Annotated in this window: 11 protein-coding genes; 6 read left to right on the forward strand and 5 right to left on the reverse strand. The window is 74.1% G+C overall.

Annotated elements, in window-relative coordinates; all coding sequences use genetic code 11:
* Positions 1-119 precede the first annotated feature (119 nt).
* The gene (locus AC0680_RS25440; RefSeq protein WP_478632798.1) at positions 120-575 is read right to left on the reverse strand and encodes an Lrp/AsnC family transcriptional regulator; all 456 of its coding nucleotides are present in this window, start codon (positions 573-575) and stop codon (positions 120-122) included.
* An 80-nt stretch (positions 576-655) separates the two neighbouring features.
* Here AC0680_RS25440 and AC0680_RS25445 point away from each other — a divergent pair, with 80 nt between their 5' ends.
* Complete coding sequence (locus AC0680_RS25445) at positions 656-1,939, forward strand: APC family permease (protein WP_478632800.1); 1,284 nt, start codon at positions 656-658, stop codon at positions 1,937-1,939.
* A gap of 100 nt (positions 1,940-2,039) precedes the next feature.
* Here AC0680_RS25445 and AC0680_RS25450 read toward each other — a convergent pair whose 3' ends face one another.
* Entirely contained in the window at positions 2,040-2,522 is a 483-nt protein-coding gene (locus AC0680_RS25450; protein WP_478632803.1) for an SRPBCC family protein, read from the reverse strand.
* A 144-nt stretch (positions 2,523-2,666) separates the two neighbouring features.
* On the opposite strand from AC0680_RS25450, the gene AC0680_RS25455 reads away from it, so the two are divergent.
* A complete protein-coding gene (locus AC0680_RS25455; protein ID WP_478632806.1) occupies positions 2,667-3,251 on the forward strand; it encodes a TetR/AcrR family transcriptional regulator in 585 nt (194 codons plus the stop codon).
* A 68-nt stretch (positions 3,252-3,319) separates the two neighbouring features.
* Here AC0680_RS25455 and AC0680_RS25460 read toward each other — a convergent pair whose 3' ends face one another.
* A complete protein-coding gene (locus AC0680_RS25460) occupies positions 3,320-4,168 on the reverse strand; it encodes an esterase/lipase family protein (RefSeq protein ID WP_478632808.1) in 849 nt (282 codons plus the stop codon).
* A gap of 305 nt (positions 4,169-4,473) precedes the next feature.
* Between AC0680_RS25460 and AC0680_RS25465 the strand changes: the two genes are divergently transcribed.
* On the forward strand, positions 4,474-5,121 hold the full coding sequence (locus AC0680_RS25465; RefSeq protein WP_478632811.1) for a pyridoxamine 5'-phosphate oxidase family protein: 648 nt from the start codon (positions 4,474-4,476) through the stop codon (positions 5,119-5,121).
* On the opposite strand, the gene AC0680_RS25470 is transcribed toward AC0680_RS25465, so the two are convergent.
* Together AC0680_RS25470 and AC0680_RS25475 are read right to left on the reverse strand one after the other, a co-directional pair.
* Positions 5,112-6,161: a DNA polymerase Y family protein gene (locus AC0680_RS25470; RefSeq protein WP_478632814.1), complete on the reverse strand. Its 1,050-nt coding sequence runs from the start codon at positions 6,159-6,161 to the stop codon at positions 5,112-5,114. The two genes, AC0680_RS25465 and AC0680_RS25470, sit on opposite strands and share 10 nt — an antisense overlap.
* A complete protein-coding gene (locus AC0680_RS25475) occupies positions 6,158-9,739 on the reverse strand; it encodes a DNA polymerase III subunit alpha (RefSeq protein ID WP_478632817.1) in 3,582 nt (1,193 codons plus the stop codon). The genes AC0680_RS25470 and AC0680_RS25475 overlap by 4 nt, the downstream gene beginning before the upstream one ends.
* Before the next feature lie 222 nt (positions 9,740-9,961).
* On the opposite strand from AC0680_RS25475, the gene AC0680_RS25480 reads away from it, so the two are divergent.
* The 3 genes from AC0680_RS25480 (at position 9,962) to AC0680_RS25490 (ending at position 12,273) form a co-directional block, all read left to right on the forward strand.
* On the forward strand, positions 9,962-11,026 hold the full coding sequence (locus tag AC0680_RS25480) for a DUF3533 domain-containing protein (protein ID WP_478632820.1): 1,065 nt from the start codon (positions 9,962-9,964) through the stop codon (positions 11,024-11,026).
* Positions 11,023-11,346: a nuclear transport factor 2 family protein gene (locus AC0680_RS25485; RefSeq protein ID WP_384435834.1), complete on the forward strand. Its 324-nt coding sequence runs from the start codon at positions 11,023-11,025 to the stop codon at positions 11,344-11,346. The genes AC0680_RS25480 and AC0680_RS25485 overlap by 4 nt, the downstream gene beginning before the upstream one ends.
* A gap of 486 nt (positions 11,347-11,832) precedes the next feature.
* The gene (locus AC0680_RS25490) at positions 11,833-12,273 is read left to right on the forward strand and encodes a subtilase-type protease inhibitor (protein ID WP_478632822.1); all 441 of its coding nucleotides are present in this window, start codon (positions 11,833-11,835) and stop codon (positions 12,271-12,273) included.
* Positions 12,274-12,424: the final 151 nt, after the last annotated feature.

The following is a 12,424-nucleotide window of genomic DNA, read 5'->3' on the forward strand; positions in this document are numbered from 1 at the left end:
TCCCCCTCCCCCCCCCCCCCCCCATCCCCCCCCCCCCCCCCCCCCCCCCCCCCCCCCCCCCAGCCCCCCCCCCCCCCCCCCCCGCCCCCCCCCCCCCCCCCCCCGCCGTCACGGTCCGTTCAGGGCAGCGGCTCGACGATGTCGTTGGCGACGTGCTGGTAGATGAAGGAGCTGCGGCAGTCGACGACTTCGCGGCGCTTGAAGACCTGGTCCATCAGGAGGGTGTGCAGCCGGTCGACGTCCGGGACGGCGACATGGACCAGGAAGTCGTCGCCGCCCGCGACGACATAGACGCTGAGCACTTCGGGCAGCGAGGTCAAAAAGGTCTTGAAGCGCTCGATGACCTCGCGGTTCATGGGACGGATGCGAATGGTGAGCAGCGCCTGTACGGGGCGGTTGAGGGCGCGCAGGTCCACCCTGGCGCGGTAACCGGTGATCACACCGCGGGCGCGCAGCGCTCGGACCCGCTCCAGGCAGGTGGAGGGCGCGATGTTGAGCACGCGGGCCAGCTCGCGGTTGGTCTGCCGTGCATCGCGCTGCAGTTCGCGGACAATCGCCGAATCAATGTCGTCCATGGAGACCATGGTGGCACCCCGGCCGAATTTAATTCGGCCGGAGAGCATATCGATCAAGCAGACGGTTACCTTCTGCGACTGTGACCGTACAAGAAACATCCCTTGCCGCCCCTGAACGGGCGGATATACGGCGGCTGGGCATCGGCAGCGGTACCGCGCTGTGTGCCGGTGCGGTGCTCGGCCCCGGTGTCCTGACCCTGCCGTCCCTGGCCGCCGCCGCGGCCGGCCCCGCCTCGATCCTGGCGTGGGTGGTGCTGCTGGCGATGTGCGTGCCGGTGGCCGCCTCCTTCGCGGCGCTCGGCGCGCGGTTCCCCGACGGCGGGGGCGTGGCCACGTATGTGCACCGGGCGATCGGGCCGCGGGCCGCGGCCGTGGTGGGGTGGTGGTTCTACGGCGCGGTGCCGATCGGCGTCGTCTCGGCGGCCTGGATCGGTGGGAAGTACGTGGCCGACGCGGCCGGTTGGGGAGCGGCGGGGGCGTATGCCGTCGCCGGCGCGGTGCTGGCGGGATCGCTGGTCTCCAACGCGATCGGGCTGCGGATGTCGGGCCGGGTCCAGCTGCTGCTCGGCGGGCTGCTGGCGGCGGTGCTGCTGTGCACGGTGCTGACCGCCGCGCCGCAGGTGTCCACCGCGCACTTCACCCCCTTCCTGCCCGGCGGCTGGCCGTCGGTCGGGTCGGCGGCCTCGGTGCTGTTCTTCGCGTTCGCCGGCTGGGAGGCGGCCAGCCACCTGTCGGGCGAGTTCGCCGATCCGCGGCGGGACCTGCCGCGGGTGACGCGCCGTACGCTCCTCGTCATCACCGTGCTCTACCTGGGGCTCGCGGTGGTCACGATCGGTGTGCTGGGCCCGGCGGCGGCCGGCACCGACACCCCGCTGACCGAACTGCTCGCCCGGAGCGCGGGCTCCGCCGCCCGCCCGGTGGCCGCCGCGGCCGCGCTCTTCCTCACCTTCGGGGCGGTCAACTCGTACCTGGCCGGGGCCTCCCGGCTCGGTGCGGCACTGGGCCGGGACGGCGCGGCGCCGCGCCTGCTGGCCAAGGGCGGTGGGCCGGGCGAGGTGCCGCGGCGCTCGCTCGCGGTGCTGGGCGCAACGGCCGTGGCGGTGGGGGCGGCGGCCGGGTGGGGCGGCGCCGACCTGGACCTGCTGATGAGGGCCACCGCCACCTGCCTGGCGGCGGTGACCCTCGCCGGGCTGGTCGCCGCGCTGGTCCTGCTGCCGCGCCGTACTCCCCTGTGGTGCGGCGTGGTGGCGAGCTCGCTGCTGACGGCGGCGGTCCTGGCCTTCTCCGGATGGCTGCTGGTGATCCCGGCGGTGCTCGCGTGCGCCGCCTGCGGTTTTCTGATGCTGCGCCGGGGCCTGCGCTAGGCCCTGACCCGTCGGGCAGGCTCTGGGCGACGTCCGGTGGATCGAAGTCGGATCCCGGCCGTGGCCCACCGGACGAGCCCGCGGAGCGGCTCCCTCGGGGTCACCGGCTCAGTCGGCGCAGCAGGCGGGTGTAGCCGTTCCAGCGGGCGGGCCGGGCGACGGTGCCCGTGCAGGCCCGCTCGGCGCCGTCCAGGCTGTCCTCCAGGACGGCGTCGTGGAAGTGCCGGTAGGCCAGCGGCCAGGTGAGCCGGGCGAGGCCGTGGGCACGCATGGCGAGGGTGTGGCGCAGCAGGGTGCGGTCCGGTGCGAGCGGATGGACGGTGTACTCGTGGAAGCCGTCGAAGCCGCTCGGCCCGCTGAAGGTGAAGCGCACCCACCGGCCCGGTACGTACGCCGTCACGGTGTAGCGGACCGGGCCGTGGCCACCGGCCGCTCCCGGCGCCAGCGGCCCGTCGAGCAGCATCGGGGGCCAGTCGCCGCGCGGCCAGAGGCGGTCGCCGTCACCGGACAGGCCGTCGATCAGCAGGCCGGCCTCGGCCGCGGGCACCGGCAGCTCCCGCTCGTGCACGTTGTAGACGCCCATGGGACGCAGTCCTTTCCGGGCTCCCCGTCCGCCGCTGCGGCACCGCGGCGCGCCGGCACGCTTCGCCGGCGCGTCCCCGCGAGAGTTTCAGAGAGACCTTTCTAGAGATCAACCTCTAATATAGTGGAGAGTACCCTCTAGAACATGGCCAGGCCACCTCGTTTCGAGACCCCGCAGCTGCTCGACGCCGCCGTACGGCTGGCGGCCGAATCCGGGCCGGCGGGCGTGACCATGTCCGCGGTCGCGGCGGCCGTCGGCGCGCCCAGCGGCTCGCTCTACCACCGCTTCGCCGGCCGCTCGGCGCTGCTGGCCGAGGTGTGGCTGCGGACCGTCGAGGGCTTTCAGCAGGGGTACTTCACGGCTCTGGAGTCGTCGAACGACCCGCGCGCCGGAGGCCGGGCGGCCGCCCGGCACGTCGTGGCGTGGAGCCGCGCCCACCCGCAGGAGGCCGCGCTGCTGCTGTACGGCGCCCATGAATTCGGGCGGGACGACTGGTCGGACGACCATCTGCGGCGCGCGAACGAGGGGAACATGCGGGTGCGGGCCTCATTGGCGGCGCTCGCGGGCGCGCTGGGCGTCCACGGCACCGAGAGCCTGGACCGGGTGTCACTCGCCGTCGTCGATGCGCCGCTGTCGCTGGTACGCCGTCATCTGCGCGGCGGAACGCCACTGCCGCCGCACGCCGAGGAGCTGGCGGAGGAGTGCGCCGAGGCGCTGCTGGACTTCTGAGACCGCCCCCTCCGGCGCCACCGGAGAGGACGGCCCGGCCCGCGGGTGGCGGGCCGGGCCGGCTCCGGTCAGCCGGAGAGGCAGGTGGTCGGGGTGGCGTGCGCCGGGTCGAGGGCGTTGGCCGTCTCGTGGAAGGCGAGGCGGTCGGCGAGCCCGATGGCCAGATGCTCGGAGAGGCCGGCTGGACACAGGTCCTGGAGCAGGACGTTGCGCACGTCGGGGCCGTCGAGGAAACCGCTCCGGTAGGGCGTGACGACCTCGTCGTACTTCGTCGCGATCACGGTGTAGTGCACCCCGGGGACGGTGTCGCCGCCCTCGTTGAGGCGGTTGAGGACGTCGGAGCCGACGATCTGGTCGGTCAGACCGGGGGTCAGCCCTTCGAGGTGGTCCTTGGCGCCGGGGAAGAGGTCCAACAGCCGGGTCAGGCCGTCCAGGTCGGTGCCGTGGTTGTCGGGAGCCAGTCCGACCAGCGCGTTCACCTTCTTCGCGCCACCGTGGAACTTCAGGTACACCCGGGGCATCATGCCGCCCTGCGAGTGGCCGACCAGATCGGTCTTGCTCGCCCCGGTGGCGGCCAGCACCCGGTCGACGTACGAGGCGAGCTGCTCGGCGGAGGCGTCCACCGGGCCCAGGCCATGGAAGAGCGGGACGCCGGGCAGCTGGCCGTAGTCCAGGGAGAAGACGCAGTAGCCGCGGGCCACCAAGTAGGGCGCGAGGCCGAGCCAGTTGTCGACGGAGTTGCCGAACGTGCCGTGTACCAGGATCACCGGCCGGGGGTGGGCGGCGGAGGGCTTGCAGGAGTAGTTGTTCCAGCCGCTGCTCACCGTGGGGGCGGCGGCGGCCGGGGCGGTGGTGACGCCGAGGGCCAGGGCGAGGGCGGGGAGGAGGGTGAGCGCTCGTGACCAGCGCAGCTTCATACGATGCTCCTTGCGGGGTGAGGGGACTCCGAAGTGCTCCGTGAGCCGTTCACCTGCGATCCGGATCGCAAGGGCCAACGCAGTTGACTGGCAAGTAAGTTACGGCTGAGTAAGCAGGGTGGACCAGCGGTGTGACGGTGAAGGAAACAACACGGAACCTTCACCGTATGTCCAGATCTCCTGGCAGCGGGTTCCCGCGCGCACCGCGCCCCGCACCTCACCCCTGTGCCGCGGCCGCGCGGCTGTCAGTCCCTTCGCCTACAGTCGGTGATGCCTTGACCAAGGAGTGAACGGGGGATGCGCACATGGAGACCGCACGGACGGCGGGCCCGGCCGGGATCGAGGAGGTCTCGTCGGAGGAGGAACTGCGCGAGCTGATCGGCGAGCCCACGCCCCACGCCGCCAACAAGACCCGCCACCGGCTGCACGACCTCGACCGCGAGTGGCTGGCGCGCTCGCCGTTCTGCATGATGGCCACCGCGGACGCGCGGGGCTGGTGCGACGTCTCCCCCAAGGGCGACCCCGCCGGCTTCACCCACGTCCTGGACGACACCACCCTGGTGATCCCGGACCGCCCCGGCAACAAGCGCGCGGACGGCTTCTTGAACATCCTGGCCAATCCCCGGGTCGGGCTGAACTACCTCCTTCCGGGGCGCGGTGACACCCTGCGCATCAACGGCCGCGCCCGGCTGCTGCGGAACGCCCCGTTCTTCGACGCGCTGGTGGTCAAGGGCCACCGCCCGCGGCTGGCGCTGCTGGTGGAGGTGGAGGAGGTCTTCTACCACTGCTCCAAGGCCCTGCTGCGCTCGCAGCTGTGGAAGCCGGAGACCTGGCAGCCGGACGCGCTGCCCTCGCGGGCCCGGATCGTCAGGAGCCTAGAGGACCAGGACAGATCCCTGGAGGAGCTGATGGAGCACTACGGCCCGCGGTATGCGGAGCGGCTCTACGACTGAGGCCGGCGGCCGGCTCCGCCGAGGGTGGCCGCGGGACGTACGGCCCCGGTGCCGAAGCGCGCCCTGGCCCGGTCGACGGCCGCCTCGATGCGGTGCGCCTTGTCGTCGGACGGGTCGAAGGTCAGCTGGTGGGCGGCGAGTTCGGCACGGCAGAGGTCCTCGGCGCGCAGTGCCACGGACCGCACCCGGGCCCGCTGCAGCCCGAGCGCGGCGTGCAGCGCGTACGCCGCCCCGGTCAGCGCGGGCCCGTGAGCGGTCGGCTCGTCCAGCCGCCGGGTGCGGGTCGTCGTGGAGCGGTCGGCGTAGCGGACGGTGAGGGTGAGCGCGCGGGCCACCTGCCCGCTCGCGCGCATCCGGGCCCCGAGGCCGTCGGCGAGCGAGAGCAGCGCCCGCCGGCGCCTGGCCGGATCCAGCTCGTCGTGGGCGAAGCGGTGTTCGGCGCCCATCGAGCGGGCCGCGGCATTGGGCACGACCGGTGTCGGGTCGATGCCGCGGGCCCGTTCGTACACCATCCGGCCGGTCTTCGCGCCGAGGATCCGCTGCAGGGTCGCGGGCGGTGCGGCGGCGATCCGGCCGACGCTGTCGAGCCCGTACGCGGACAGGGCGCGCGCGGTCGCCGGGCCGACGCCGAGCAGCGCCGACGCCGGCCGGCGGTCGAGGAAGGCCGCGACGGCCGCGGCGTCGTCGGGGACGACCCGGATCTGCCCGGGCGCCGCCCCCTGGGCCGCCATCCGGGCGAGCAGCGGATTGGCGGCGATCCCGATCGTGCAGCGCACACCGTGCCAGGCCAGCGCGCGCAGCCGGACCAGCTCGGCGATACCCGCCGCGTCCCGGTCGAAGTAGCGCAGCGCGCCGCGGACGTCCGCCAGCGCGGCGTCCGGCGGCAGCGCCTCGATCATCGGCGTGAACTGCGCCAGCAGTGCCAGCAGCCGCTCGAACTCCGCGGCGCCGACGGGGGCGTCGCCGGCGGCCCCGAACCGTACATGGAGCATGCCCGGCGGCCGCGCGGCGCCGGAGGGCTCCGGACCGGGGGCGTTCATCCCGCGCTCCCCGGGCTGGAGTGCCACAACTTGCGGCCGGTGGCGGCGCGTTCACCCGGGGGCTGGAGGTCGGCCCAGGGGTGCAGCTCATAGCCGGTCTCCAGCCGGATGGTGCGGCCCGGGACGCCGGCCGCCTCGGTCTCCCTGCCGGGTTCCGCGCCGGACTCCTCGGCCGTCCCGGCCGTCGGCGGCGCCCCCTCCCGGACGGGGGCCGGGGGACGGTCCGCACCCTCGGCGAGCCGGGCGGCGACCGCCTCCAGGCCGCCCTCGCGGCGGAGTTCGGCCAGCTCGGCGAGGTTCCAGGCGGCCGCGCCGACCACGCTGAGGCTGCGCGGCCCGCGCCGCTGGACCGTCCCCCGCACCAGCAGCAGCCAGGAGTGGAAGACGGTGTGCGCGCAGGCCTCGTGGCTGTCCTCGAAGAAGGCGCAGTCGACCAGCCCCGTGCTGTCGTCGAGGGTCGTGAAGATGACCCGGCGGCCGGAGCGGATCGGCGGTGTCTGGGTGGCCGCCTTGGCGCCGGCCACCAGCACCGTCTCGCCGTGCCCGGCGCTTCGCAGCAGCCGGGCCGGCAGCACGCCCAGCTCCGCGAGGAACTCCTGGTGGTCGGCCATCAGATGGCGGGAGGCGTCCATTCCGAGGACGCCCAGCTCGGCGCTGAGCCGTTCGACGTCGTCGAGGTCGGGCAGCCCCACCGGCTGGACCGGGTCGGCCTCCCCCACGCTCCCGGCTCCGCCCGCAGCGGCCCCCGCCTCCTGCGCCATGCTCAGCGTCAGCTGGCCGCCGGACGTCTGCCGTCCGTGATGGTGCAGCTCGGCGACGTACAGCAGCAGATCGCGGCGGTTGGCGCCGAAGGCGTCCAACGCACCCACCCGGGCGAGGCGTTCGGCCACCGGGCGGGACGGCCGGGCCCGCTGCCACAGGTCCTGCAGGGAGCGGTAGGGCTGCCCGGCCTCGATCCGCTGCGCCTCGGCCTCGCTCATGCCGTGGACGTCACCGAGGGCGAGCCGCAGCCCCCACACACCGCGGGGACCCTCCCCGTCGGACACCAGTTCGATCCGGTGGGCGACCGCCGACCGGTTCACGTCCAACGGCAGCACCGGCACCCCGCGCCGCCGCGCGTCCGCCAGCAGCAGCCGCTTGGGATACATCCCCGGGTCATGGGTGAGCAGCCCGGCGTAGAAGGCCGCGGGGTGGTGCGCCTTGAGCCAGGCGGACTGGTAGGTGGGCACCGCGAAGGCCACCGCATGCGCCTTGCAGAAGCCGTACGAACCGAAGGCCTCGACGATCTCCCAGGTGCGGGCGATCACCTCGGAGGCGTACCCGCGCCGCTCGGCGCACCGGGCGAACCAGGCGCTCACCCGGCCCCGCAGCTCCGGATCCGACAGCGCGCGCCGCTTCTCGTCCGCCTCGTCCCGCGCGCAGCCCGTCATGATCCGCAGCACCTCGATGATCTGCTCGTGGAAGACCACCACCCCGTAGGTCTCGCGCAGCGGTTCCTCCAGGTCGGGGTGCGGATAGCGGACGGGCCTGCGGCCGTGCCGGGCCTCGACGAAGGGCCGCACCATGTCGGCGGCGACCGGCCCCGGGCGGAACAGGGAGATGTCGACGACCAGGTCGTGGAAGGTGGCCGGCTGCAGCCGTCCGATCAGGTCGCGCTGGCCCGGCGACTCGATCTGGAAGCAGCCGAGGGTCTCGGTCGAGCGGATCAGGTCGTAGGTGGCCGGGTCGCCGGGCGGCACCTGCGCGGGGTCGTCGAGGTCGAGCCGGCGCCCCGTGGCCCGGCCGATCTCAGTGACCGCGTGCGCCATCGCGGACTGCATCCGCACGCCCAGCACATCGAGTTTGAGCAGCCCCATCTCCTCCACGTCGTCCTTGTCGAACTGCGACATCGCAAAGCCCTCGCCGCTGGTGGGCACGACGGGCGTGCGGTCCAGCAGCGTGGCGTCGGAGAGCAGCACCCCGCACGGGTGCATGGCGATCCCGCGCGGCAGCGCGTCCAGCGCCTCGACCAGCCGCCACAGCCGTTCGGTGCCGGCCTCCCGCACCCCGCGCAGCTCCGGCAGCTCGGCCAGCGCCGCCCGGGCGTCGCGGGCGCGGATGTGCGGGAAGGCCTTGGCGAGCCGGTCCACCCGCGCCGGGTCCATGCCCAGGGCGGCGCCCACGTCCCGTACGGCGTGCCGTACGCGGTAGGTCTCGGGCATCGAGACCGTGGCGACCCGCTCCGCGCCGAAGCGGTCGAAGATCGCGCGGTAGACCTCCAGCCGGCGGGCGGACTCCACGTCGATGTCGATGTCCGGCAGCGCCGCCCGCCGTTCGGACAGGAAGCGCTCCATCAGCAGCCCGTGCGCGACCGGGTCGGCGTGCGCGATGCCCAGGAGGTGGTTGACCAGGGACCCGGCGCCGGACCCGCGGGCCGCGACCCGGATACCCCGCTCCCGTATGTCGTCCACGACCTGAGCGACCGTCAGGAAGTACGAGGGGTAGCCGAGCCGCTCGATTGTGCGCAGTTCGTCGTGGAGCCGCGCCCAGCGCCCGCGGTCGCGGTCGTAGCCGTGCAGCACCATGCCGGCGGCGCAGCGCGAACGCAGCACCCGGGCGGCGGTGCGGTGCTCCGCGCCCACCAGCCGGGGCTCGGGGAAGTGGATCCGGCCGAGCCCGATGTCGTCCTGCGGGTCCACCAGGCACTCGCCCGCGGTCTCCTCGGTCATGGCGAGCAGGCGGTGCGCCAGGCCGCGCCGGAAGCCGGCCGCCTCGGCGACCCGCTCGGCGACGCGGCTCATCGCGGCGGTGTCCTTGAGCCAGCGCTCACCGCCGTCGAGGGCCTCGGGGCGGCGCGGGTCCACCGGCACCAGGCGGCGGGCGGAGTCCAGGACGTCGGCCACCGGGCCCTGGCCGGGGTCGGCGTAGCGGGCCGCGTTGGTCAGCACGGCACGGACGCCCTGGTCGACGGCGAAGCCGAGGGTGCGGGCGGCCAGCCGCGAGGAGCCGGGGCCGCCGCCGGACCGGCCGTGGTCGACGACCTCCAGGCGCAGCGCCCGGCCGTACAGCTCCCGCCAGGGGGTGATGAGCCGGGCGGCGCGGTCCGGGCGGCCGGCGGCCAGCGCCCGGCCGACCTCGGAGTCCGGTCCCAGCAGCACGGTCAGTCCGGCCGGGGCGGACTCCAGGGCGCTCCAGGGGAGGACGGGCTGCTCGGCCCGGCCCGCGTGGGCGGCCGAGACCAGCCGGCACAGGGCGGCCCAGCCGGCCGCTCCGTCGCGGGCCAGGAAGACGGCACGGGCGGCGGACTCGTCGAGGAAGGCGCCGCCGCGCACCGGGGTGCGCCGTCGCGCGGTGGCCGCGCCGGCCACGGGGTCCGCCGCGCGCTCCGCCACGGCGAGTTCACTGCCGAACAGCGGGCGGATGCCGGCCTCGGCGGCGGCCTTGGCGAAGCGTACGGCGCCGGAGAGCCCGTCCCGGTCGGTCAGCGCGAGGGCGTCCATGCCGCGCTCGGCGGCGCGCTCGGCGAGCCGCTCCGGATGGGAGGCGCCGTAGCGCAGGGAGAATCCCGAAGCGGTGTGCAGATGCGTGAACCCGGGCATCCACACCTCCTGCACCTCATCCGCCCCCTGGCCGACCCTGTGTCCCTCGTTCCTCCTCTCCACCATAACCCGGACATCGAACATTCGTACGAACGCCACGCCGGGGCCGCCTCCCGTCGTCCGCCGATCAGCCCCACCCGCTCTGCGCACCCTCGCCGCCAACCGGAAGATGTAGGAGCAAAAGCCTCATAACGGCGGCACAGGTGTGGCGAGGAGCGACGCATGCCCACGACGGAGGACGGCACCCGCACCACCTTCCTCGGGGAGGTGAAGAGCGCGGTGACCCCGCACGCCTCGCTGCTGGTGCTCGGCGTCCTGGGCCTGATGATCGCGTTCATCGCGTCCTACGCCGGGGCCTTCCACCGGCCCAAGCCGGTCGACGTGCCGTTCGCCGTGGTCGCTCCCCCGCCCGCCGCCGGACAGCTGGTGCGCAAACTGGACCGCCTGCCCGGCTCACCGCTGGACCCGCACCCGGCGGCGTCCGAACGCGCGGCGCGGCGCCAGCTCGAGGACCGGACGATCGACGGCGCGCTGATCGTCGACCCGCGCGGCAGCACCGACCGGCTCCTGGTGGCGAGCGGCGGCGGAGCCTCCCTCTCCCAGGCGGTCGAACTGGTCGTCCGGGGGGCCGAGAAGGCCGAGCGGCGCACCGTACGCACGGTGGACGTGGCCCCCGCCGACCGGGACGACGCCCGCAGCCTGTCGTCCTTCTACCTCGTCGTCGGCTGGTGCGTCGGCGGCTATCTGTGCGCCGCGATCCTCGCGATCAGCGCCGGGGCACGCCCCTCCAACGGGCACCGGGCGGTCATCCGGCTGGCCGCGCTGGCCGTGTACGCGATCGCCGCCGGGCTGGCCGGCACGATCGTCGTCGGGCCCGTCCTGGGCGCGCTGCCCGGCACCTTCTTCGGACTGTGGGGCCTGGGCGCGCTGGTCGTCTTCGCGGTCGGCGCCACGACCCTGGCCTGCCAGGCCCTGCTGGGCATCGTCGGCATCGGCCTGGCGATCCTGCTGATCGTCGTCCTCGGCAACCCGAGCGCGGGCGGCGCCTACCCCTACCCCCTGCTGCCCCCGTTCTGGCGGGCCATCGGCCCCGCCCTCCCCCCGGGCGCGGGCACCTGGACGGCGCGTTCGCTCGCCTACTTCCACGGCGAGGCGGTGACCTGCCCCCTGCTGGTGCTCTCCGCCTGGGCGGTGGCCGGCACCGCGCTCACCCTGATCCTCTCCGTCTTCCGCAAGCCCGGACCAAAGGCCGCACACCCCGCTCACAGCCAAGGAGCCCCGCCATGACCATCCCCGCCGACCAGCTGTCCGACCCCGCGGTGCGCGCCCTGGTCACCGCCATCAACAGCAACGACGAGCAGGCGTTCTTCGCCGCGCTCACGCCCGACGCGACGATGTCCGACGACGGCTCCGACCGGGATCTGCGGCAGTGGTCCGACCGGGAGATCTTCGGGTCGCGCGGGCACATGGACGTGGAGTCGGAGTCGGACGGCGGACGGTCTTTGGTGGCGAACTACCGCAACGACACCTGGGGGGCGATGCGTACGCGCTGGTCGTTCACGGTGGCGGACGGCAAGGTGAGCCGTTTCGAGACCGGGCAGGCCTGAGCGCGGGCACGGGCGGGCGGCACGGGCCGGGCGACCGGTGAGCCGACCCGGATCGGGGCGGGCGAGCAGATGCCGGATCGGGGACGGGTGAGGCGGCACCGGCCGGAGGGGTAAGCCGGCCCCGGGCGGGGCGCCTCTTACCCCGGCCGGCGCGCCGGGCTGCCCGGAGGCCGCCTCCGGCCCCCCTCTTCGGCCAATCGACGGAGATCGAAACCCTCCCGAACGACCGGTCGGCGGCCGGATTCCTCCCTTCCGGCCACGAACGGCTCATGCCACGAGCATGACGGGCGGGGCATCCCCGCTGGCCGCACACCGGTCAACCCGCCCCCCTTCGTCCACCTCCGACTCGTTTCGCGCCATTACCCTCAGCTTTCATTCAACGACTCAAAGCGATCGCCTGATGCACGATCAGGGTGCTTTTCGGTGCGCGGTTGGGCCAGACTCCGGTCCGGCATCTGCACCTTCGAGCACAAGGGAGTGTTCTTCATGCGGTACATCACTGGGGCGGTCGCGTTCGGCGCGGCGCTGGTTCTGGGCACGCTCGCCACCACCGCACAGGCCGTCGCCGCCCCGGCGCAGCCCGCGCGGTCCGGTGGGCTCTACGCGCCGTCCGAACTGGTGCTGACCGTCGGTCAGGGCGAAAGCCGCGCGACCGCCACGGTGCAGCGCGCGGTGACGCTCAGCTGTACGCCGGTGGCGACCGGAAGCCACCCGGCCCCGAAGGCCGCCTGCGCCCAACTACGCGCGGTGGCCGGCGACTTCGGCGCGGTGACCAACACCACGTCGGGGCGGGTGTGCACCAAGGAGTGGGCACCGGTAGTGGTCACCGCGGACGGCGTGTGGCAGGGCAAGCGAGTGTCGTACACCTACACCTTCGCCAACTCCTGTGCGATGAACGCCGGCAGTGGCTCGGTCTTCGTGTTCTGACCGATGCGGCCCGGGCCCCGGGCATCGGACGGCGATGCCCGGGGAGGGCGCCGGGGCTCCGACGACAAGCAGGGGTCTAGGGGCCTCGCCCCCCCATTGGGGACGGGAGGCCTGACCCGTCCCCAACCTGTTCCTCCCCCGGATCCCCAGG

The sequence above is a fragment of the Streptomyces sp. NPDC043738 genome (genome assembly GCF_056436545.1).

Bases quoted from the DNA above. Each gene is read 5' to 3' on its own strand.
- AC0680_RS25440 (WP_478632798.1), bottom strand. From the start codon at position 575: ATGGACGACATTGATTCGGCGATTGTCCGCGAACTGCAGCGCGATGCA.
- AC0680_RS25450 (WP_478632803.1), bottom strand. From the start codon at position 2,522: ATGGGCGTCTACAACGTGCACGAGCGGGAGCTGCCGGTGCCCGCGGCC.
- AC0680_RS25455 (WP_478632806.1), top strand. From the start codon at position 2,667: ATGGCCAGGCCACCTCGTTTCGAGACCCCGCAGCTGCTCGACGCCGCC.
- AC0680_RS25460 (WP_478632808.1), bottom strand. From the start codon at position 4,168: ATGAAGCTGCGCTGGTCACGAGCGCTCACCCTCCTCCCCGCCCTCGCC.
- AC0680_RS25465 (WP_478632811.1), top strand. From the start codon at position 4,474: ATGGAGACCGCACGGACGGCGGGCCCGGCCGGGATCGAGGAGGTCTCG.
- AC0680_RS25470 (WP_478632814.1), bottom strand. From the start codon at position 6,161: ATGAACGCCCCCGGTCCGGAGCCCTCCGGCGCCGCGCGGCCGCCGGGC.
- AC0680_RS25475 (WP_478632817.1), bottom strand. From the start codon at position 9,739: ATGCCCGGGTTCACGCATCTGCACACCGCTTCGGGATTCTCCCTGCGC.
- AC0680_RS25480 (WP_478632820.1), top strand. From the start codon at position 9,962: ATGCCCACGACGGAGGACGGCACCCGCACCACCTTCCTCGGGGAGGTG.
- AC0680_RS25485 (WP_384435834.1), top strand. From the start codon at position 11,023: ATGACCATCCCCGCCGACCAGCTGTCCGACCCCGCGGTGCGCGCCCTG.
- AC0680_RS25490 (WP_478632822.1), top strand. From the start codon at position 11,833: ATGCGGTACATCACTGGGGCGGTCGCGTTCGGCGCGGCGCTGGTTCTG.